The sequence below is a fragment of the Mesorhizobium sp. M0045 genome (genome assembly GCF_040323385.1).
Lineage (GTDB): Bacteria > Pseudomonadota > Alphaproteobacteria > Rhizobiales > Rhizobiaceae > Mesorhizobium.
On record NZ_JAMYUY010000007.1, the window covers coordinates 213644 to 234572 of the forward strand.

A 20929-nucleotide genomic window follows, 5' to 3' on the forward strand; every position below is an offset into this window, starting at 1 on the left:
GCCGTTTTAGCCGGCGATCCGCCTTGCATAATACCGCACGGCTTTCCTGCCACCGTGGATTACCGCGTCGCCCACTTCCGCAAAGCCGAGTGCGGCATGGAAGGCGTCCGAAGCCGGATTGGGCGGCTCGGCATTGACTTCGCAGGTGACGATCGCCTGGCTGGCGCGCGACGCCTGCTCGAACAGATCCTCATACAGCCGGCGGGCATGGCCGCGCCCGCGCGCTGCGGCGGCGACCACGACGCGATCGACATAGACGAACCGCGGATAGCGCTGGCGAAACCACAGGAAGTTGGGGCTGTCGTAGCTGGCGTCCTGGTCGAAGGTCATGATGAAGGCTTCGAGCGAACCGATACGGCGCGCGTAAAACGCTTCGCCGAGCAGGAAGGAAAGGCGCTCGGGTTCGAGCCATGACAATTCGGCGGCGTGCTCGTTGTTGAGCGCGAGGACGGCCGGCTCATCACGCGGCGAAACCCGCTCGATCGGCAAACGCGTTTCGATCATGTTTTTTCTGTCTTCCGGGATCATGTCCGGACGGCGGCGATGGTCGCCGCCACCATCGCCCCGTCGGTCACGGTGTTGCGGTATTCGCGGTCGAGATCGGTGCCGCCCATGCCGACCCTTGGGTTGCGGTAACACATGGCACTCGGCACGTTCTTGAGCGCGGCGAAATGCATTTCGCTCAACCCGGTTTTCCTCCGCACCTTGCCGATGTTCTCTGGGTCAAGCCCGCCGCAGCCGAGGATGATGATGCGGTCGCCGGCCTGCCTGACAAGATCGGCGAGCAGGTCAGCGCCCTCGAGCGCCGTGTCGCGCTGGCCGCTGGTCAGCACGCGGCCGACCTTGCAGCGGATCAGTGTCTCCAGCGCCTCTGTCGGGTCGCGGGTCATGTCGAAGGCGCGGTGGCAGGTGACGTTCAAGCTTCCCGCCGCCTTCACCAGTTGGCTCATGCGCTGCTCATCGATCGTTCCGTCGGCATTAAGGCAGCCGATAACGACACCGGCGACGCCGGTGTCGGCAAGGGCGCCGACATCGGCGAGCATCGAACGATACTCGGCTTCGCTATAGAGAAAATCGCCGCCGCGCGGCCGCACGATGACGTGGAACGGGATCGTCGCCAGCTCGAGCGCCGTGCGCACCGTGCCGAAGCTCGGTGTGATGCCGCCTTCGATCAGGCTGGCACAGAGCTCGACCCGGTCGGCGCCGGCGGCTTGCGCGGCCAGCAGGCCGTCTATGCCTTCGACGCAGATCTCGATCAGCGGCAGGCGAGGGCGTTCGGTCTCGATCATAGGCGATCCGTCGATGATTTCAGCTGCCCAGCGGTAGCATCGGGCATGGTGCGATGAAAGCCGGAAGTGTTGGCTCAATGTGCTCGCGATCGCGCCTGCCATTCCGCCGCTTGACACATTCATAACTTCAGGGTTATACGTAAACGATAGCTGGTGGGTTATTGGTTCTCGTGGAGAGCGTGTTGGTGAACAGACCAGCCAAACCGCAAACAACGGGTCCGAAGTTATGACTGGAGCAACTACAGTCGAAACCAAATCCATTGTCGTCGAGCGTCTCATACCGCACGCGGCTGAAAAGATATGGCGCGCACTGACCGTGCCGCATCTGGTTGCCGAATGGCTGATGAAGAACGACTTTGCGCCTGTGCAAGGCCATCGCTTCACCTTTCGCGCGACGCCGGTACCGGGCTGGTCGGGCGTGACGAACTGCGAGGTGCTGAAGATCGAGCCGCCGCGCCTACTCGCCTACAGCTGGGGCGACGGCACCGAATCCGACAGCGGTCTGAAGACCGTCGTGACATGGTCGTTGACGCCCGAAGGTACGGCGACCCGGGTGCGCATGGAGCATTCCGGGTTCCGGGCCGAGGACGAGCGCGGGTACATCGGAATGGGAAGCGGCTGGCCGCGCATTCTCGAGCGGCTTGAGCAGGTGACTGCCTCGCAAAGCTGAAGATCCCTGCGCTCGCCGCAACGCGGCGGCCGGCGAACTGACAGAGCCAAGGATGTCGAGACCCCGGATGTGATGCTCATTCCCCGGGCCCTGCAGGCGCTGTTCGCGCTGGACAAGTCGACGGAAACGGCCGATCTGTCCTATGTGACGCGCAAGCTCGTCCATTTGCGCGCCAGCCAGATCAACGGATGCAGCGTCTGTATCGATATGCATGCGCGCGAATTGAAGAAGGCCGGTGAAAAGGACGAGCGCGTCTTCACCGTGTCCGCCTGGCGGGAAACACCTTACTTCACGGACGCCGAGCGCGCCGCGCTGGCGCTGACCGAGGCGGCAACCCGGTTGGCTGACCGGCCGGATCCGGTGCCGAAAAGGCCCTTGCCGCCCTGGTCATCCAGATTGCCCTGATCAACGCATTCACCCGGCTCAACGCAACTACCAGGCAGATGTCGGCGCCTGGGGCTGAACGGAGCCGGGTTCTCGAAAGGTCACATCAGATGCGCAGCTTGTGAGCGTTCGCGCGCACGAAGTCGATGAAGGCCCGCAGCTTCGGCGGTACAAGGCGGCGGCTGGGATAATAGAGGTGGAGCGGCTCGTAAGCGGGACAGAAAGGCTCCAGCACCTTGACCAGCGCGCCTGAGGCAAGAAGCGGCGCGGCGAGGCCCTCGACCGCGAAGGCGAGGCCAAGCCCCTGCTCGGCGGCGGTAATGCACAGCGGAAGCGTGTTCACGACCAGACATGCGTCCGGCGTAAATGCGACTTCGCGTCCCTCCACGATGAACTCCCAGGGCGAAATCGCGCGGGTGAGGGCGAATGCGATGCAGCGATGGGCGGCGAGGTCGGCCGGCCGCTTCGGCGTACCATTGCGCGCCAAATAGTCCGGGCTGCCCACCACGACCATCTGCAGAGGCCCGCCCAGGCGCGCGCCGATCATGTCTTTGTCGAGAAGCTCGCCGATGCGCAGACCGGCATCGAAGCCCTCGGCGGCGATGTCTACGAAGCTGTCGTCGAAAATCAGACTAAGCCGCACTTCGGGATAAGCATCCATGAACGGCCGCATCAGTGGCTCGATCAGCAGCGGGGCGGCGATCCAGGGCAGGCTGAGGCGCAGCGTGCCGGCGGGACGGTCGCGAGCTTCGCGCAGTGCCGCACCAGCCGCCCGGATATCTTCGGCTGCCGGGCGCACGTGGTCGAGGTATTGAGCGCCAGCTTCGGTCAAGCCAACGCTGCGAGTCGTCCGATTGAGCAGCCGCACCCCCAGACGCTCCTCGAGCCCCTTGACCGCCTCGCTCAACGAGGCCGGAGCGACGCCGAGCTCGGCGGCGGCGCGGGTGAAGCTTTTGGCCTCCGCAACTTTTACGAAGGCGACGATGCCGCTGAACTGGTCGAGGCGCATTGTAAGGATTTTCCAAATAGCCCTGTCGAATTCTACTGGTTTTTCCGGTGAACAAAAGGCGTCATGTTGAGTCCGACGAACGGGCCTCGGTGTTGGGAACGGCTCGAACAGGGAAGGAAACAGGACCGATGACCAGGCTCGCTTCGCTCGCCGCCGCCGCTCTTCTGGCGGTGTCTGCCGCCCCGGCGAATGCCGGCCCGCTGGAAGACAGCAACATCCAACTCGTCAAGGACTACTACGCCGCTTATGCGACCGGGAATCCCGAGGCCGTCCGGCCCTTCCTCGCGCCCGACATCGTGTGGCGCATTCCCGGCCATCATCCGCTTGCCGGCGACAAGCGCGGGCCGGACGAGGTGGTCGCCTTCTTCCGCGGCCTGGCCGACGGCAAATTCAAGGCCGAGCCGATTTTCTTCCAGGCGCAAGGCGACCTTGTCGTCGATGTCCATCGCGGCTGGTCGAATGTCGGCTCGGGTCCCGAGATCGACCAGCTCTACGCCCTGATGTTCCGCATCAAGGACGGCAAGATCACCGAGGCACAGAATTTTTTGACCGACATGTACCAGTCGGACGCCTTCTACTGGGCGCATTACCTGCTGAAGCCACTGCCCGGCCGACTTGCTGGCGAGCGCTAAGACGGCGGTCTTTTTCGCTACGCGCCGCGCTTCTCACTCCAAGCCAAAGGAGACTTGCAATGTTTAAAGCCCTGACATTTGCTGCAGCAACCGCCGTAGCGCTCGCCGTCTCCAATACCGTCGCCGCACCGCGGGTCGAGCGCGTCACATTCTCCTCGCACGGTGAGCAGCTCGTCGGCGAGCTCTATCTGCCTGAGGATCTGGACGCGGCAAAACCTCGGCCCGCGCTGGTCGTGACCGGCGCCTGGATGACGGTGAAGGAACAGATGCCGGCCCGCTACGCCCGCGAGATGGCGGATCGCGGGTTCGTCGCCCTGACCTTCGATTTTCGCGGTTGGGGCGAAAGCGGCGGCATACGCCGCCAGTACGAGGATCCTAAGGCCAAGATCGCCGACATCGAAGCGGCGGTCGCCTATCTCGCGACCCGGCCCGAGACCGATCAGGACCGCATCGGCGGCCTCGGCATTTGCGCCAGCTCCGGCTATATGGTCACCGCAGCGGCCGAAAATGCCGCGATCAAATCGGTCGCCCTCGTTGCGCCCTGGTTGCAGGATGCCGAAGTGGTGGAGCAGGCCTACGGCGGCAGGCACGGCGTCGCCAGGCTTGAGGCCGCGAGCGATGCGGCCGAGGCCGCGTATCGCCGCACTGGCAAACAGGCGTTCCTGCCGGCTGCGAGCCTGTCCGACAAGCGCGCGATCATGTTCAAGGTGCCTTATTACACCGAACCCGATCGCGGCATGATCCCGGCCTGGCGCAACGAGGCCGATCCGGCCTTCTGGCGCGGCTGGCTGACGTTCGACGCCATCCAGGCTGCCACGCGTCTGCACCAGCCCTTTCTGATGGTGCATAGCGAGGCGGCTGCCATTCCGCAGGGTACGCACAAATTCTACGCGCGGCTGACCAGTTCCAGGCAGGAGCTGTGGCTCGACAACGTCACCCAGTTCGATTTCTACGATCGCGCCGCGCCGGTGAAGGCGGCGAGCGACGCCGCCGCCGCGCACTTCCGCGCGACGCTCGGCAGTGCAGGGGAGGCGGGACAATGAGCGTCGTCACCCGCCGGCATGTCCTGGCCTCGGCGGTTTCCGCTGCGATGGTTTCCGCCGTCTCGGCGTCCGTTTCGAGCGCCTCGGGAGCTGCGCTGATGGTTGAAGACAGGATGGCCATCGCCGAGGCAGTGGCGGGGATCGGGCTGCATGCCGATCTGCGTGATTGGAACCGGGTCAAATCCTATTTCGCGGCCCGCGTCACGACCGACTATACCAGCGTTTTCGGCGGCGAGGTCACGACCAGCGGCCGTGACGCGCTGATCGCGCAGTGGCAAGCACTGCTGCCGGGTTTTGACGCCACCCAGCACCTCATCACCAACATCACCGTCGAAGGCGCGGGCAATGACGCGGTTGCGCGCAGCCATGTCCGCGCAACCCACTGGATCGGCGGGCGGTTCTGGGCGGTCGGTGGCAGCTATCTCCACCGGCTGGTGCGGGCGCCGGAAGGTTGGCGCGTCAAGGCAATCTCCATCCGCCGCTTGTACGAAGAGGGGGATCGCGCCGTGCTGGCCGCCGCTGCCGACCGGGTAAAGGCGGAGGCCAAATGAGTGTTCGGGTTTGCGCATGCCCAGCCACGCGGCGAGGTTGCTCGGAGCATCGGCAACGTGAATATTGATCGAAGATGTCGGGGCAGGCTTGGCGCATGCGGCATTAGTGGCGCCACCGCGGACACGAGACATGACCCTTTCACGGCAAGACGTTTCGGATCGGCTTGAGACTGTAGCGGGTTCTGAAGTTGATCTGCCGACGCGAGCCGTCGGCAGATCACGGTTGTTCCAGACCGCTCAGGCGGTCTTGCTCTTCCTCTGGCTCAAAGCGCCTAGCAGCGCCTCAGCTGCCTCGCTAGATGATGCTGGGTTCTGACCCGTGATAAGCTGGCCATCGACGACTGTGTGGACGCCCCAGTCCTTGACCTTGGAGAAAACCGCGCCGAGGCTGATCAGCTCGTCCTCGACCAAGAACGGCACGACATTCGTGAGACCTACGGTCTTCTCCTCGCTATTGGTGAAGCCGGTGACGTAGCGTCCCTGCACAAACGGCGTGCCGTCGGGACTGGTCACGCGATGCAGAACGCCCGGTGCGTGGCAAACGAGGGCGATCGGCTTGCCGGCCGCGATGAAGGATCCGATCAGCTTGATCGAATTCGGATCTTCGGCCAAATCCCACAGCGGGCCGTGGCCGCCGGGGTAGAAGACCGTGTCGAAGTCCTTCTGGTCGACACTGTCCAGGCGCACGGTTTCTGCGAGCTGCGCCTTGGCAACATCGTCAGCACTGAAGCGCCGTGTAAGGTCGGTCTGGAACATAGGCTCGTCGCTTTTCGGATCGAGAGGCGGCTGGCCGCCCTTCGGCGAGGCGAGGGTGATCTCGGCGCCGGCGTCCTTGAAGACGTAGTAGGGGGCTGCCAGTTCCTCGAGCCAGAAGCCGGTCTTCTTGCCGGTGTTACCGAGAGTGTCGTGGGAGGTGAGTACCATCAGGACTTTCATTGTCGGATCCTTTTCTCAGGTGATGCCGCGCCGATGAGGCGTCGTAGTTGGTTGATTTGGAGCTCAATCGGCCGCGTCGGCCTGTCGATGCACGGATAATGGCACCTGCCCATGTATTTCAGAAATTTATTTCATTTATTTTATATATTCATGTCAGATTATATCTCGATGAGATACGATCTGAACCTGCTCCCGGTTTTCCTCGCCCTGATGGAAGAGCGGAGCGTGACACGGGCAGCAGCGCGACTGGGCATCACCCAGCCGGCGCTGTCCAATTCGTTGAACCGCCTGCGCGACACCCTCCGGGATCCGCTATTCATCCGGGAAAGGTATGGCATAAAGCCGACGCAATTGGCTGAGGAGATCGCTCCGACGATCGAAGCAGCGCTGGCGCAACTGGACGATCTCATTTTGAACCAGCAGGAATTTCAGCCAGCAAAGGCCGAACGGCTGTTCACGCTTGCCCCCAACAGTTACGTGGAGCTTGTGTTGATGCCGGCCCTCGTCGCGAGGACGCGTGAGCTGGCGCCTGGTATCAAGCTCCGCATGACAGCATTTGGCAACGATCTCGCCGAGACCGGCGTCATTTCCGGTACCACGGCCATGGTGATTGGCCGGATCGTCGATCCGCCGGGCAATCTTGTCGTCCAGCATCTTATGGACGATGGGCTCGCCTGCGCGGTGCGCAAGGATCATCCCGACGTTCGAGACCATATTTCCCGAGAACAGTATGAAAGGCTCAAGCACGTGAACGTGCTCCCGCCGGGCCGGCTGCGGGCGGGCCTCTTCCAGGCATTGGAGCAACAAAACCTCAAGCGAGAGATTGCCCTTTCTGTCACGCACTTCCTGGCCGTGCCAGAGATGCTTGCCGTCACGGATTACTGCGCAACGCTGCCGAGACTGATCTGCCGCAGCCTTGAGAGGGATCCGCGCCTGAAGATACTACCGCCGCCCGTCGACCTCGGCACTTTTCCAGTGCAGATGGCTTGGCACATTCGCTACCGCCACGACCCAGCCCACAGGTGGTTGCGTTCGATGATCGGCGAATTGGCAAAAGAAATGACGTCGGAGACCTAAGACGGCTTTCTTGTATTCGCGTTGATGTCCGCAAAGGCCAAACCGGGCCATTCATCGTGCGTATGCTGAGCACCAGATCCGGACTTGCCCGAGCTATCAGCAAGCGGCAGCTAGGGTCGCACCATGCCGCCAACTAAGTGCTGTCCGTCACGACCGACTATACCAGCCTCTTCGGCGGCGCAGCCGCGACCAGTGGCCGCGACGCGCTGATCGCGCAGTGGCAAGGGCTGCTGCCGGGCTTCGACGCCACCCAGCACCTCATCACCAACATCATTGTCGAAGGCGCAGGCAATGACGCGGTTGCACGCAGCCATGTCCGCGCAGCCCACTGGATCACGGGCGGTTCTGGACGGTCGATGGCAGCTATCTCCACCGGCTGGTGCGGACGCCGGAAGGCTGGCGCGTCAAGGCAATCTCCATCCGCCGCTTGTACGAAGAGGGGGATCGCGCCGTTCTGGCCGCCGCTGCCGACCGGGTAAAGGCGGAGGCCAAATGAGTGTTCGGGTTTGCGCATGCCCAGTCGCGCGGCGAGGTTGCTCGGAGCATCGGCAACGTGAATATTGATCGAAATGTCGGGGCAGGCTTGGCGCATGCGGAATTCGTGCCGCCAACCGCGGAGACAGGACATGACCCTTTCATTGCAGGAGGTTTCCGATAGGCTTGAGATCGAACAGCTGCTTGTCCGCTATTGCTATGCGGTGGATGATCGCGACTGGGAAGCCTATCGCAAAATATTCACACCCGATGCCGTGCTTGACGACACTGTAACAGGTGGAATCAGGAGCGGTGTGGATGAGCATGTTGCTTACATGAAAGGCGCCCTTTCGAAGATATTGATCTCGCAACACGCCATTTCGACAATCCTTCTGGACCTCCGAGGGGATGAGGCCAGCGCGCGCGTGCATTGTTCATGCCCGATGGTGGTCGACCTCGGCGAAGGCAAAAGGCAGGTCTTCTTCCAAGGGCTCTGGTATCGCGACCGCGTCGTACGCACGTCCGAGGGCTGGCGCATAAGTGAACTTGTCGAGGAAGGCTATTGGAATCACAATTTGCCGGAGGGGTTCGCGTTCTGACGTCTATTACGCGCTGCGCTGGATTCGCCACGGACGCCGTTTTCAGACGTGGCAGCTACTGGCGCAACACGGTGTTCTTGGTACCTTCTTCGACCTGGTCGATGACCAGCAGCTTGACCGGATCGGCGCCGACATTGGTCGCCTGATGCCATTGCCCGATCATCTCGATGATGAAATCACCTGTTTGATAGGTGTTGCTCTTGCCGGTCTCGACGTTGGTGACCTGAAGCGTGCCGGCCTCGACATAGGCATAGCGCGGAAACGGATGCTTGTGGACCGGCAAGGTCGCGCCCGGCGCGATCTGATAGGCCGAGACCAGGACCTGGACATTCTTCTGGGGCAGCGTGATCGGCTGGCCAGACGCGGTCTCGGTGCGAGAGGCAAGCGGGGTCACGACAACCGGCGTCCCGCTGGCATCCAGCGCCTGGGCGCTGTTTGCAAACAGTGCAGCCGTGAGCAGCAGCGTCGGTGCCAAGATTTTGCGCATGATTCCCCCCGAACTGCGTCAGCATTGCGCAGCAAGCTTTGAGGCGCAAGCTTGTCTGTTCAGGAGCGCCTTATCCCGCTCTTCTGAACATGCCCGGCGTCATGCCATGCATGGCCCGGAATGTACGGGAAAAATGGCTCTGGTCGGCGAAACCCGCCGTAATAGCGGCGTCGGCGAGGCCAAATCCCTGTTCGATCAGCGCGCTCGCCCGGCGCAATCGCCGGTCGCGGATATAGGCCGCCGGCGTCAGGCCAATTACCTTGTTGAAATCGCGGATGACCTGGAACCGGGTCACGCCAGCCGCGCCGGCAAGCCGCTTGAGGTCGAGTTGCGAGCCAAGCTCGCTTTCGACAAGATCGCGGTAGAGCGAAAATCTTCGCTGCGATCCGGAGCTTTCGATCTCTTCGGCCTGTCCGCTCGAGTCGCCATGCCGAACGATCAGTTGTCTAAGCGCCACGAGCAGGGACGTCTCGGCCGTCATTGTGTCCGGGGATGTCGAGCCGTGGTGCGCTGCGGTCAATGCTGCGGCGAGACTGCTGTCTTCGATCGTCGCGCGCGAAAACACCGGAGCGCCGTCGCGGCCGAGTTCGCGGGTAAGCGCGGTCATCATCGGCACCGAAGGATAAAATGTCCGGTAGGCCCAGCCTTCATCCGTCCCGCGTTCGCCGTCATGCCACTCTTCAGGATTGACGACGGCAATGGCGCCCGCCGGAGCGAGAACGCGTTGACGGCCGATGCGAATGCGCTCGCAGCCGGCGGTGATCAGGGCGATCACATAGGTCGGGTGCGTGTGCAGGTCGTAGCGGTGCTGGGTGAAGCGCGCCTCGAACAGGCCCAGGTCGGGGAAGCACGGATGGCGCCAGTATTTCCCGGTCTCTGCGGCTTCGTTTGTCTTTGCCATGGTCAATCCGGTTCAAGACGCTTTTCGTCGGGCCTTCTATGGCTGGCAGGATCAAACCGCGCCGCCTTGCCGGCGTGAAAGGAGGCATCATGCTGCATAATGACCCCATAGCCGCGCTGACACCAGAGGTCATAGGCTGGCGGCACCATATCCATGCCAATCCGGAGCTCGGATTTAATGAATACGAAACGGCGCGTTTCGTTGCAGAGAAGCTGCGCTCCTTCGGCGTCGACGAGGTGCATGAAGGGATCGGCGGCACCGGCGTCGTCGGTGTCCTGCGCAGCGGTGGCGGCGCACGCGCCATCGGCCTTCGCGCCGAGCTCGACGCGCTTCCGGTGCTGGAGAAAACCGGCTTGGCCTATGCCTCCAGGAAAGAAGGAGTAATGCACGCCTGCGGCCATGACGGCCACACCGCCATGCTGCTCGGCGCCGCCAGATTGCTCAGTCAATCGCGCACCTTCGACGGCACCGTCACTTTCATCTTTCAGCCGGCCGAGGAAAACGAGGGCGGCAGCATGCGCATGATCGAGGACGGCTTGTTCAAGCGCTTTCCGGTCGAGGCGGTCTATGCGGTCCACAACTGGCCGGGCGTCCGGCTGGGAACGATCGCCGCCCGCGCTGGTGCGCAAATGGCGGCCGTGGATAATTTCGAACTGACCTTCGAGGGTCTTGGCGCTCATGCCGCGATGCCGCAGCTCGGCGACGACCCGATCCTGGCCGCCGGCGCCTTTGTGCAAGCCGTCCAGCGCATCGTCAGCCGCTCGGTCGACCCGCAAAGCGCGCTTGTCGTCAGCCTCACGCAGATCCATGGCGGCAATGTCGGCAACATCGTGCCGGGCAAGGTCTGGCTGCAAGGCACCTGCCGCTTCTTCGAGCCCGAACTTTCCGATCACTGCGAGAGGCTGATCGGCGAGATCGCACAAGGCATTGCCGCCGCGCATTCGCTCAACGCCAGGCTCGACTACAGGAAGGGCTACCCGCCGCTGATCAACACGCCGGACGCGACGACCCGCGCCGTCGAGGCGGCGGCATCCGTCGTCGGCCGGGAGAATGTCCTGACCGAGTTCAGCCCCAGTCTCGGCTGCGAGGATTTCGCTTTCATGATCCGCGACGCCGGCGGCTGCTATGCGTGGATCGGTGCCGGCGAGGTCGGCCCGGGCGAAGGCCTGCACGGCGACCGCTACGTTTTCAACGACGAGATCGTGCCGACGGTGATGCGCTATTACGTCAACCTCGTCGAGCAGACGCTTCCGCGGGCCGGTCCTTCTACAGCAGTTTTTCCGGCGTGATCGGCAACTCCCGGATCCGCTTGCCTGTGGCGTCGAAGACGGCATTGGCCACCGCAGCGGCAACGCCCGTGGCGCCGAGCTCGCCGATGCCCTTGCCGCCGATCGGGCTGGCATGCTCGTCCATCTCGTCGACAAAGTGGATTATGATGTCGCCGGGAATGTCGGCATTGACCGGAATGGCGACCCCGGAAAGGTTCTTCGACAGGAACCGCCCAAGCACTGGTTCGTGCCTGCTCTGCTCCATCGCCGCCATGCCCCAGCCCCAGATGATGCCGCCCGTCATCTGGCTGCGTGCGGTGCGGGGATTGACGATGCGGCCGGCGCTGTAGCTGCCGACGGCGCGACGAAGCCTGAGCAGGCCGAGCCCCGGATCGACGCCGACCTCCATGAAAATCGCGCCGAAAGTGCGCATGGCGAGGCCTTTGCCATGCTGCGCCGGATCGAACGAGCCGGAGCCGATGATCTCGCCGATGTCGGTATGGCTCATAACGTCGGCGATCGTCTGACCGCCGGCAGCGCCTTTGCGCCGAATCTTGCCGTCCTGCATCTCCACCTCGTCCGGCAGCAGATTGGCAAGACGGGCAAGCTGCGAACGCGCATCTTCGGCGGCGGCAAGCACCGCCGCGCCCACCCCCATGGTCGATGACGAGCCATAGGTCGGTCCCGCCTCCGGCAGCTCTGTATCGCCCATTTCCAACTCGATCTTCTCCATCGGCAGGCCCAGCACATCGGCCGCGATCTGCGGAAAGATGGTGAGTGTTCCGGTCCCTATGTCCTGGGTGCCGGTGCGGATGAGCACTCTGCCGTCCCTGTGCAGCCTGACCTCGGCTGCAGGCGTCGGGTGGCGGAAACAGCCCATGCTGCAGGTTGCCATGCCGTAGCCGATCAGCCAATCGCCATCGCGTTGCGGCTTGCGCGGGCGCTCGCGCCAGCCGAACAGCCGGGCGCCTTCCTCATAAGCCTCGCGCAGCTTCTTCGATGACCAGGGCTGGCCGGTGGCCGGATCCGTGTCCGCATGGTTGATCAGACGCAGGTCGAGCGGATCGATGCCGAGGCGGTGTGCGAGCTCGTCCATCGCGCTTTCGAGGGCCCAGGTGCCGGGACCCTCGACCGGCGCGCGCAGCGCCGTCGGCATGGCGACGTTCGCGCGCTCGACGCGCTGGCTGAGACGCATGGCCGGCGTGGCGTAGAGACCCTTCGAGGCTTCGGTGGCGAACTCGACGAAATCGTCGCTCACGGTGGTCAGGTTGACCACGTCCTGTTGCACGGCGGTCAGCTTGCCCGACCTGTCCGCAGCCAGCACGATCTTCTGTGCCATGCGCGGCTGGTAGCCGAGGCAGGAATAGGCATTGGCGCGGCTGAGCGCCAGCCTGACCGGGCGCTGCATGATGCGCGCCGCGGCGGCGGCCAGCACCTGATGCGGCCAGATCCAACCCTTGCCGCCGAAGCCGCCGCCGGTATGGCGGGAAATCACGCGGACCTTTCCGGCGGGGACATTCAAACGGGCGGCAAGCACCTGGCGGACACCATAGACGTGCTGCGTGGCGTCGTGCAGCGTCAGCTCTCCGTCGTTCCACTCAGCGAGCGTCGCCGAGGGCTCCATGGCGTTGTGGTGGCGCGACGGCTGCAGGTAGACGGCTTCGACCATGGCGGCTGCGTCGCTAAGCCCGCGGTCGACGTCGCCCTTGGTAAATGTCGGCTCCAGGAACAGGAAGCCGCTCTCCCTCGGCACGACCGCAGCCTTGTCGATGGCGGTCCACTCCGGCGGTGCCGGCAATTCCGGCTCGGCGAACTCGAAGCGCAATGCGACGTGGCGGGCACCGGCCTCCGCCGCCTCCAGCGTCTCGCCCAGCACAATGGCAAGCGGCTGACCCTCGTGATGTATCTCGTCGCCCTGCATGGGCATGAAGCTCTGCGCTGCCGGTGGGCCTTCGGCCTGCTGCATCTGCGTATCGGGCTCGGCCCTCGGCGATGCGAACCGGCCGAATTTGGGCATGTCCTCATGCGTGAGCACACGCACGACGCCCTTCTCGGCGAGCGCGTCGTCGACCATGATCGACGTCACGCGGCCGGCCGGAACGGGCGCGGTCACGAGTACCGCATAGAGCAGGTCGGGGGCGAAATAGTCGGCCGCATAGCGGGCGCGGCCGGTGACCTTGACGCCGCCGTCAGGGCGGGCAACAGGCTGGCTGATCATCATGACGACATCCTCGCTGCTCTTTCGATCGCCCGCAAAGCGGCGGTCTTGGCCAGTTCGATCTTGTAGGCGTTCTGCGACAAGGGACGCGCTTGGGTGAAGGATTGCTCGATAGCGGTGCTCAACGCCTCGCGATCGCCGATTTCGGCACCGGCGAGCTGCTCCTCGGCGGCGCTCAGCCGCCACGGCCGCAGCGCTACGGACCCCAGCGCCAGGGCGGCCCGACGGATGGTTTGGCCGTCCATCTCCAGCACAGCGGCGGCAGAGACGATGGCGTATTCGTAGGATTCGCGCTCGCGCACCTTGAGGTAAGCCGATCGCGGCGCCGGCGCCGGCAGCTCGATTGCCGTGATCAGTTCGCCTTGCTGCAACACATTGTCTGCCTCGGGCCGCGTGTCGGGAAGCAGGTGGAATTCCGCTGCCGGAATGCGCCGGCCGCCGCTGCGGTGCGCGGTGACGATGACCGCATCAAGTGCTGCCAGCGCCACGGCCGGGTCGGATGGCTGGGTGGCGACGCAATCCTCGGTCCAGCCGAATATCGCGTGATTGTCGTTGATGCCATGCAATGCCGAGCAGCCGGAGCCGAGCTGACGCTTGTTGCATGGCAACTGCTCTTCGGCACGGAAATAGGCACAGCGCGTCTTCTGCAGAAGATTGCCGCCTATCGTTGCCAGGTTTCTCAGCTGCGGCGATGCGGCGTTGAGGATCGCCTGGCTCAACACCGGATAGTCGCGCACGACCAACGCATGCAGCGCGACATCGTTGAGATGCATCAGCGCGCCGATCGTCAAGCCGCCGCCGGGCAGTGCCTCAACCTGATCCAGCCCGTCGAGGCGGGAGATGTCGATGATCCGGGTCGGCTCCGCAATGCCAAGGCGCAGCCAGTTGAGCAATTCGGTGCCGCCGGCGAGAAAGGCGCTGTCCGGCGCGGCACCGGCTGCGATCGTGTCGCCCAGGCTGTCGGCGCGTGCATAGACGAATGGGGTCATTGGCTCGCCCTCCCGGCCGCTGCGCGCACCGCCTCGACGATTTGCGGATAGGCCGAGCAGCGGCACAGATTCCCGCTCATCCATTCGCGGATCTCGGCATCGGAGCCGGTATGTCCCTCCTCGATCAGCGCCGCCGCTGACATCACCTGGCCGGGCGTGCAGAATCCGCACTGAAAACCATCATGATCGATGAACGCCTGCTGCACGGGATGAAGCGCATCGCCGTCTGCCAGCCCTTCGATCGTCGTAACCTCGCGTCCCTCGCAGGACACGGTAAGTATCATGCAGGCATTCACACGCCGCCCGTCGAGATGCACGGTGCAGGCGCCGCACTCGCCGAAATTGCATCCCTTTTTCGTTCCGGTCAGATGAAGCCGCTCGCGCAGCAGGTCGAGCAGCGTGACGCGGGGATCGAGATCGGAAAGGCTGTGATCCTCTCCGTTCACCCGCAACTTCAATAGGTGCCGATCGTGGAAGTTCATGTGGGGTACCTCGAAGCACATGCCGTACTCGCCGCAAGGACTCGTCCAGCAAGCAGCCACCCACCTGTCGAGGCGAAATAGGGCGGTCGATTCCGGGGAAAAGGCGCTGCCGGTCAGGGAAGGCTAAAAAACGCGCATTCGAGATTTGCGGCGGAAAGGCCCTGAATGCCGCCGCAAAAAGTGCACTGTCACCGTAATTTCGTAATTCGGATGTGAAGTAACGCTGAGAGATTTATGGAGTAACGCATCAGCTTGGTTAGCCAGTTTCCTGGGAGTCATTTGCCGATATAGGCGGCCAGCTCGTCAGGTGTCCCCATGGGAAAGGCGCGTTTCAGATGGTCGAGGAATGCGGAGACGCGCGCGCTCAGCAGTCGCCGAGAGGGATAGAGTGTCCACAGGGCGATGTCGGGTCCCTCGACATCCCCCAAAAGTACCAGCGTTCCGTCCGCCAGATCATGGCTCACTAGCGACACCGGAAGGCGTCCCGCGCCGACGCCCGCTCGCACGGCATCCCGGACCATGATGAGCGACGACAACGCAAGGACGGGCTCGATCGCGATTGTTAACCGGCCAGTGGGCGTCTTCACGTCCCAAGCCCTGCGATCTGTCGAACGCATGACGGCCGGGGTTGCCAGACCTTCGGCCGGCTGGGCGAGGTCAGGACTTGCCACGACCACCAGCCGATCACGCAGAAAGGCTCGCCCAACGAGGCTCTCATCCGGATCCGGATTGACCCGGATCACCAGGTCAAATCCCTCTTCGATCATGTCGACGACGCGGTCTTCGGTCGTGACCTCGAGCCTGACCTCCGGGTATTTCAGGGCGAAGCCGGCGGCGATCTTCCCCATCGCGGTCTGTGCGAACAGCAATGGGGCGCTGATCCGCAACCGGCCGCGCGGCCTTTCGCCGCCTGAGGCGATCGCCGCCGTCGTCTCTTCGAGCTCGGAAAGTAACCGGCCCGCGCGCTCGAAAAGCGCGCGTCCTTCTTCCGTCAGCTTTAACGCGCGCGCGCCACGCTCAAACAGCCGTAGATCCAGACTCGCCTCCAGCTCCGCCACGCGTCGGGACAAGGTGGCCTTCGGGCGCCCGGCAGCGCGGGCGGCCTTACCGAAGCCCCCGTGGCGGGCGACCAGATTGAAATCAGCAAGGGCAAGTAGATCCATGTGTTCCACCTGTGGGACGGCGTGTTCAGATATAATGCCTACCGACACAAATGTGGATCACTAATTTTCTGGGACGCCATCCGGCTCAACTCAGGAGTAATCCCATGACCATTCTCGTTACCGGCGCGACCGGCAATGTCGGCCGCAACGTAGTCGAACAGCTTGTGAAGCGTGGCGCCGATGTGCGCGCTTTGGTTCGCGATCCCTCGAAGGCCAATTTCCCCACTGGCGTAGATGTCGTGCAGGGCGACCTGCTCGATGTCGATTCCCTGCGCAAGGCGTTCTCCGGCGTCTCCACCCTTTTCCTGCTGAACGCGGTGGTGGCCGACGAATACACTCAGGCGCTGGTAGCGCTGGCCGTTGCCCGTGAGGCCGGCATCGAGCGGATCGTCTATCTGTCGGTGATCCACAGCGACCTCTACGTCAACGTGCCGCATTTTGCCGGCAAGTTCGGCGTCGAGCGGATGATCGAACAGATGGAGCTCAACGCCACCATCCTGCGGCCCGCCTACTTCATGGACAACGACATCACGATCAAGGACGTGGTGATCGGCTACGGCATCTATCCGATGCCGATCGGAGCCAAGGGCATCGCCATGATCGACGCGCGGGACCTGGGCGAGATCGCCGCGATCGAACTCCTCCGCCGTGAGCAGGCCGCCGCGCCGCTCCCGCTCAACCGCATCAACCTCGTCGGCCCCGACACGCTGACTGGCACGGACGTCGCAGCGATCTGGACGGACGTCCTCGGTCGACATATCGCGTATCCCGGCGACGACACCGCCGGCTTCGAGCAGAACCTGCGGCAGTTCATGCCGAGCTGGATGGCGCTCGACATGCGCCTGATGGCCGAGCGCTTCCTCACGGACGGCATGGTCCCCGATGCCGGCGATGTCGATCGGCTGACCGCGCTGCTGGGCCGACCGTTGCGCTCCTATCGCGACTATGCGGCCGCAATTGCCGTCTGAGCCCCATCACCGACGTTCTGTCCAGAAGAGATATCATGATTTACTCGACCGCTACCGTTCCGGTGAATCCCCGAGGCGAGACCAAGCTGACCCGTGCGCAGATATGGCAGGGCCTGGAACTCAAGGCGCGCGACGCCCGCCTGTTCCTGCCCGCAAGCCTCTGCACCCGTTGCGACGTCGTGGAGGAGAGCGCGACTCACTTCGTGCGCCAAGCTACGATCGCCGGTGCTGATCTGCGCGAAATCATCATGATCGAGCCGGAAAGCAAGGTCACCTTCTTCCAGGCGGCCGGTCCGCGCGAAGGCGCGGAAATCGCCTTCATAGCTAGTGGTCGGGTCATTCACATCAGAAAGTTGCGCCAACGGCAATTGCAACCAGCTGGTGAGCGAGCTGCTTCATAAGCAGGGACGAAACGCAAAGCCAGTCCGTCAAAACGCGGGTGTAGATGACGTACTGTTTCACGGCTTTGTCCAGCTCAAGCGTTGTGCCTGACAAGGTGGTGGCCGAAGCATTGTCTAACGTCAACGTTCGTTGTGCCTGACCAAACGCTGAATAGCGGCGAACCCAAAGGCTCCCCAACGCAACGTACCCCGACTGTGCGCGTTCTAGTGAATGGGAGGGCGCCATAGCCGATCTGGGTGGCCTGATGACAAATCGGAGCAACAGGGATGGCAAAGTTTAAAGAAGCCCTTGAGCGCGGGAAGAAAGCTCGCCGTCAGCAGAAGGAGCACGTCGGCGGCGCGGAGATGGGGAAGCGAGATGCCCCCATGGCGGACTTCAGCGATCAAGCAAAGGCTTGGCTAAACGACGTCGTGATTGCATCGCTGGAGGCGGCCAAGGCTGACGTGGCAGGCGAGGTGACTGTCGACATAGACACCGCGCCACGCCGGCAGGTCAAAGCTTTAACCCCGTCGATTCGTTTCCAGATCTACAGGAAGCGAGAATTGGAGAAGGCGCCTAGAAGAACCTATACGGTCAACGTTAAGGTGAGCGGGGCGGTGTCCGTATCTTCGCCGGGGATGGTGACCAAAGATGTGGGAAACATAGGGGATAGGTCCGACCTACGGATCCGCACCTTAATAGCCGAACTGATCGAGGACGCTGCCAAGGATACATAGCAAGGCTATGCCCATGGGCTATGTGGAAACCGAAGGGGTACGGGGGGTCTTCGCGCGAGCCAGTTATCCAATCCCCCGCTCAGAAATTCCACCAAACATTCCCGACCCCGCCTTCACACGAAATCGTATGTTGATTTTTTCCCAAGTAGGACCATCAATGATCGCTTGGGTTCTAGCCTTGAGGGGGCGCCCAGGATGGGCGATCGATCGAACTCTCCACCCGCCGCAGCTACCACGAAGGACCTTGTGCAGAAAGTGATCCTGCAAGCCTCTCGCGGTGAAATCTTATCCGTAAAGGAAACCATCGCAGAGATACGCCGAGACTCTCCGTATCTGCTGGTTACTGACGATGAGCTGGTCTATCTTATAGTCAGTGCGGCCCCCGCCTTTGGAATGGCAGTCGCTTTCGACCTTCACGAATAGCCTCGCTTGGGGGCGTGTTGGCGTTCATGTTAAACCTATCGCCACGACGAAACCCACGACAAGCGAAATGGCCAGGGCGACAAATACGGAGCCGGGAGGAAGAGGGTCCGGATACCATGTCGCGCATCGAATCCGAATAGAACAGGCCGCGCCACCTGGCCTTCCTCATTGAAGCCTTTGAAATCGGCTTGCCCTGACGTGTCGAAGATCACGTCGACCAGATCGGGCAGCTTAGCCCGCGCCATGGCGCCGACCAAGTATGCAGGTGTAAAATACAAGTATGCAGGTGTAAAATAGAGGAATTCAGATAAAATCATGAGTCTATCCCGAGGGTATGCGAACCCAATGGGGTGCGACGCGCTCGCATGGCTGATGACACGGGGCAGGGACAGCTGCAGCTCATTCGAGGAAGAACTGCGCGCGGTTGCTGGCCAGTGCCGTCCGAAAGCCGTCGAAGACCTCCATGGGTGTTCCCTCGGGGTTGTCGTCGGGTCCTAAGACATTCCAGGGATCGCTCGACGCGCTCCGCCATTCTGGGACCTTTGCTGGTACGGGCCCGTGCTCGGCGGTCCCGGACCGTTCGACATCATGCAATTACCGAAAAGCATCTAGATCGGTTATGCGGTCTGTTCCGACCACATCCACACGCCTGAACTGCTGCGATCGCATTCGGCGCAGCTTTTCGACTGGATCATGGAGGGCAGGCTCAGTGTCCGGATCGGTGGCGAATACGGAATGGCGGACGCAGCAACCGCCCATGCCGACATGGAAAGCCGCGGGACGAGGGGCAAGCTGCTGCTGGTCCCATGACATGCGATTGGCCGATCGAGGCTGGATGGCGACGCTCTGCGACCCACAAGTGCTAGCGATCCATATCTATGTATAGCAGCCACTCGGTCCAGTCGCCTCTACCTTAAGGCAAGAAGACTTCCTGTCCCGAGAGAATGATCGATGTCCACGATGTCGCCTACCCTTACAAGACGCCACTTGCTCGCCATCTCTGCGGCTGCCGGCGCCGTTGGCCTGTTGCCGTCAAGCACGGCCGCCGCGGCTGAAAGCACAGCTATAAGACCCTTCCGCGTCGACATTCAGGAAGCAGCCGTCGCTGATCTTCGTCAGCGCCTGGCGGCGACGCGTTGGCCGGACAAAGAGACCGTCACAGCTCAGTCGCAGGGCCTCCAGCTTGAACGGCTTCGCGACCTCATCGAATACTGGACGACCGACTACGACTGGCGAACGATCGAGGCTCACCTCAACCGGCTGCCGATGTTCGTCACCGAGATCGACGGGCTCGACATCCACTTCATCCATATTCGTTCGCCACATGCCGACGCCTTGCCGATGATCATGACGCATGGCTGGCCCGGCTCGATTCTGGAGTTTCTCAAAGTCCTGGGGCCGCTCACAGATCCGACAGCCTTCGGCGGCGATGCTGAGGACGCCTTTCACCTCGTCGTGCCCTCGATCCCCGGCTTCGGCTTCTCCGCAAAGCCGACCAAGACGGGGTGGGGTTCCGATCGCATCGGCAGAGCATGGGCGCTTCTGATGCAGCGGCTGGGCTATGATCGCTATGTCTCGCAGGGCGGCGATTGCGGCTCGGTGATATCGCATCGAATGGCGTTGCAGAACGTGCCGGGGCTTATCGGCATTCACGTCAATATGCCGGGTACGGTTCCAAGCGAGATCGCGGCTATTCTGGCGGCCGGCGGGCCAGCGCCGAAAGACCTTCCCGACGATGAAAGGAAGGCGTTCGACGCGCTCGACAAATTTTACCGGGACAGTTCCGGCTATGCGGCGATGATGGTCACACGGCCCCAGACCATTGGCTATTCGCTGGTCGATTCACCACTTGGGCTTGCCGCGTGGATCTACGAAAAGTTTGCTCAGTGGACCGACAGCGGCGGACAGCCGGAGCGTGTGCTGACAAGGGACGAGATGCTCGACGACATCTCGCTCTATTGGTTGACCGCAACGGGTGCATCGGCCGCGCGGATATACTGGGAAGACCATTCCAACAACTTCAACGCGGTCGACATTCAGGCGCTTCCCGTCGCCGTGACCGTGTTCCCCGGTGAAATCTATTGTGCGCCGCGCGGCTGGGCTGAGCGCTGCTACCACAACCTCATCTACTTCAACGAGGCGGCGAACGGCGGCCACTTCGCCGCTTGGGAACAGCCGGAAATCTTCACACGCGAAATACGAGCGGCCTTCAGATCGCTGCGTTGATTGAATGGTTCTCATGGAAGGG

22 protein-coding genes and 4 pseudogenes are annotated in these 20929 nt (G+C 62.8%); 14 read left to right on the plus strand and 12 right to left on the minus strand.

From position 1 onward, the window contains the following. Positions 1-6: 6 nt before the first annotated feature. Positions 7-504: a GNAT family N-acetyltransferase gene (locus NKJ72_RS14440; RefSeq protein WP_352477681.1), complete on the minus strand. Its 498-nt coding sequence runs from the start codon at positions 502-504 to the stop codon at positions 7-9. 20 nt (positions 505-524) lie between these two features. Then, positions 525-1289, minus strand: coding sequence for a copper homeostasis protein CutC (locus NKJ72_RS14445; protein ID WP_352477682.1), 765 nt, complete (start codon positions 1287-1289; stop codon positions 525-527). A gap of 226 nt (positions 1290-1515) precedes the next feature. Here NKJ72_RS14445 and NKJ72_RS14450 point away from each other — a divergent pair, with 226 nt between their 5' ends. Further along, positions 1516-1959 carry an SRPBCC family protein gene (locus tag NKJ72_RS14450; RefSeq protein WP_352477683.1) on the plus strand — a complete coding sequence of 148 codons (444 nt, stop codon included), beginning with the start codon at positions 1516-1518 and terminating at the stop codon, positions 1957-1959. 72 nt (positions 1960-2031) lie between these two features. After that, a pseudogene (locus tag NKJ72_RS14455) lies at positions 2032-2468 on the plus strand (carboxymuconolactone decarboxylase family protein). Here the strand turns inward: NKJ72_RS14455 and NKJ72_RS14460 are convergent. Continuing rightward, the gene (locus NKJ72_RS14460) at positions 2450-3352 is read right to left on the minus strand and encodes a LysR family transcriptional regulator (RefSeq protein ID WP_352477684.1); all 903 of its coding nucleotides are present in this window, start codon (positions 3350-3352) and stop codon (positions 2450-2452) included. The pseudogene NKJ72_RS14455 and the gene NKJ72_RS14460 sit on opposite strands and share 19 nt — an antisense overlap. Positions 3353-3480: 128 nt before the next feature. Between NKJ72_RS14460 and NKJ72_RS14465 the strand changes: the two genes are divergently transcribed. The 3 genes from NKJ72_RS14465 to NKJ72_RS14475 are packed head-to-tail and all read left to right on the plus strand — an operon-like array spanning position 3481 to position 5578. Then, positions 3481-3984 carry a nuclear transport factor 2 family protein gene (locus tag NKJ72_RS14465; protein WP_352477686.1) on the plus strand — a complete coding sequence of 168 codons (504 nt, stop codon included), beginning with the start codon at positions 3481-3483 and terminating at the stop codon, positions 3982-3984. A gap of 59 nt (positions 3985-4043) precedes the next feature. Continuing rightward, positions 4044-5027, plus strand: coding sequence for an alpha/beta hydrolase (locus NKJ72_RS14470; protein WP_352477687.1), 984 nt, complete (start codon positions 4044-4046; stop codon positions 5025-5027). After that, positions 5024-5578, plus strand: a complete 555-nt coding sequence (locus NKJ72_RS14475) for a nuclear transport factor 2 family protein (protein WP_352477688.1) — start codon at positions 5024-5026, stop codon at positions 5576-5578. Before NKJ72_RS14470 ends, NKJ72_RS14475 begins: the two co-directional genes overlap by 4 nt. Before the next feature lie 237 nt (positions 5579-5815). Here the strand turns inward: NKJ72_RS14475 and NKJ72_RS14480 are convergent, their stop codons facing one another. Beyond that, a complete protein-coding gene (locus tag NKJ72_RS14480; protein ID WP_352477689.1) occupies positions 5816-6514 on the minus strand; it encodes a type 1 glutamine amidotransferase domain-containing protein in 699 nt (232 codons plus the stop codon). A gap of 168 nt (positions 6515-6682) precedes the next feature. Here NKJ72_RS14480 and NKJ72_RS14485 point away from each other — a divergent pair, with 168 nt between their 5' ends. From NKJ72_RS14485 to NKJ72_RS14495, 3 genes are all read left to right on the plus strand, one after another. Further along, positions 6683-7591, plus strand: a complete 909-nt coding sequence (locus tag NKJ72_RS14485) for a LysR family transcriptional regulator (protein WP_254818258.1) — start codon at positions 6683-6685, stop codon at positions 7589-7591. A 137-nt stretch (positions 7592-7728) separates the two neighbouring features. Beyond that, positions 7729-8070, plus strand: coding sequence for a nuclear transport factor 2 family protein (locus tag NKJ72_RS14490; protein ID WP_352477690.1), 342 nt, complete (start codon positions 7729-7731; stop codon positions 8068-8070). A 147-nt stretch (positions 8071-8217) separates the two neighbouring features. After that, positions 8218-8664, plus strand: coding sequence for a nuclear transport factor 2 family protein (locus NKJ72_RS14495; protein WP_352454540.1), 447 nt, complete (start codon positions 8218-8220; stop codon positions 8662-8664). Positions 8665-8719: 55 nt separating this feature from the next. Here the strand turns inward: NKJ72_RS14495 and NKJ72_RS14500 are convergent, their stop codons facing one another. Together NKJ72_RS14500 and NKJ72_RS14505 are read right to left on the minus strand one after the other, a co-directional pair. Continuing rightward, positions 8720-9151, minus strand: a complete 432-nt coding sequence (locus tag NKJ72_RS14500) for a cupin domain-containing protein (protein WP_352477692.1) — start codon at positions 9149-9151, stop codon at positions 8720-8722. Positions 9152-9221: 70 nt separating this feature from the next. Then, positions 9222-10052 (minus strand): helix-turn-helix transcriptional regulator, encoded by an 831-nt coding sequence (locus NKJ72_RS14505; protein WP_352477693.1) that lies wholly within the window; start codon positions 10050-10052, stop codon positions 9222-9224. Between the two features lie 89 nt (positions 10053-10141). On the opposite strand from NKJ72_RS14505, the gene NKJ72_RS14510 reads away from it, so the two are divergent. Then, a complete protein-coding gene (locus NKJ72_RS14510; protein WP_352477694.1) occupies positions 10142-11341 on the plus strand; it encodes an amidohydrolase in 1200 nt (399 codons plus the stop codon). Here NKJ72_RS14510 and NKJ72_RS14515 read toward each other — a convergent pair. The 4 genes from NKJ72_RS14515 to NKJ72_RS14530 all read right to left on the minus strand — a co-directional run bounded on the left by NKJ72_RS14515 (position 11319) and on the right by NKJ72_RS14530 (position 16172). After that, positions 11319-13541 (minus strand): xanthine dehydrogenase family protein molybdopterin-binding subunit, encoded by a 2223-nt coding sequence (locus tag NKJ72_RS14515; RefSeq protein WP_352477695.1) that lies wholly within the window; start codon positions 13539-13541, stop codon positions 11319-11321. The genes NKJ72_RS14510 and NKJ72_RS14515 overlap by 23 nt on opposite strands. After that, positions 13538-14527: an FAD binding domain-containing protein gene (locus NKJ72_RS14520; protein WP_352477696.1), complete on the minus strand. Its 990-nt coding sequence runs from the start codon at positions 14525-14527 to the stop codon at positions 13538-13540. Before NKJ72_RS14520 ends, NKJ72_RS14515 begins: the two co-directional genes overlap by 4 nt. Then, positions 14524-15009 carry a (2Fe-2S)-binding protein gene (locus tag NKJ72_RS14525; RefSeq protein WP_352477698.1) on the minus strand — a complete coding sequence of 162 codons (486 nt, stop codon included), beginning with the start codon at positions 15007-15009 and terminating at the stop codon, positions 14524-14526. Before NKJ72_RS14525 ends, NKJ72_RS14520 begins: the two co-directional genes overlap by 4 nt. 275 nt (positions 15010-15284) lie before the next feature. After that, positions 15285-16172 carry a LysR family transcriptional regulator gene (locus NKJ72_RS14530; RefSeq protein WP_352477699.1) on the minus strand — a complete coding sequence of 296 codons (888 nt, stop codon included), beginning with the start codon at positions 16170-16172 and terminating at the stop codon, positions 15285-15287. Positions 16173-16276: 104 nt separating this feature from the next. Here NKJ72_RS14530 and NKJ72_RS14535 point away from each other — a divergent pair, with 104 nt between their 5' ends. The 3 genes and pseudogenes from NKJ72_RS14535 to NKJ72_RS14545 all read left to right on the plus strand — a co-directional run bounded on the left by NKJ72_RS14535 (position 16277) and on the right by NKJ72_RS14545 (position 18258). Next, on the plus strand, positions 16277-17140 hold the full coding sequence (locus NKJ72_RS14535; RefSeq protein ID WP_352477700.1) for an SDR family oxidoreductase: 864 nt from the start codon (positions 16277-16279) through the stop codon (positions 17138-17140). 35 nt (positions 17141-17175) lie between these two features. Continuing rightward, positions 17176-17454: pseudogene (locus NKJ72_RS14540) on the plus strand (AtaL-like protein); the annotation flags it as partial. A gap of 354 nt (positions 17455-17808) precedes the next feature. After that, on the plus strand, positions 17809-18258 hold the full coding sequence (locus NKJ72_RS14545; protein WP_352477701.1) for a hypothetical protein: 450 nt from the start codon (positions 17809-17811) through the stop codon (positions 18256-18258). Positions 18259-18716: 458 nt separating this feature from the next. Here the strand turns inward: NKJ72_RS14545 and NKJ72_RS14550 are convergent, their stop codons facing one another. Further along, the gene (locus NKJ72_RS14550; RefSeq protein ID WP_352477702.1) at positions 18717-18998 is read right to left on the minus strand and encodes a hypothetical protein; all 282 of its coding nucleotides are present in this window, start codon (positions 18996-18998) and stop codon (positions 18717-18719) included. 91 nt (positions 18999-19089) lie between these two features. After that, positions 19090-19170 (minus strand): annotated as a pseudogene (locus NKJ72_RS14555) (non-heme chloroperoxidase); the annotation flags it as partial. On the opposite strand from NKJ72_RS14555, the pseudogene NKJ72_RS14560 reads away from it, so the two are divergent. Together NKJ72_RS14560 and NKJ72_RS14565 are read left to right on the plus strand one after the other, a co-directional pair. Beyond that, positions 19169-19491, plus strand: a pseudogene (locus NKJ72_RS14560) (zinc-binding dehydrogenase); the annotation flags it as partial. The pseudogenes NKJ72_RS14555 and NKJ72_RS14560 overlap by 2 nt on opposite strands. A gap of 141 nt (positions 19492-19632) precedes the next feature. After that, the gene (locus NKJ72_RS14565; protein WP_352477704.1) at positions 19633-20907 is read left to right on the plus strand and encodes an epoxide hydrolase family protein; all 1275 of its coding nucleotides are present in this window, start codon (positions 19633-19635) and stop codon (positions 20905-20907) included. Positions 20908-20929 lie beyond the last annotated feature (22 nt).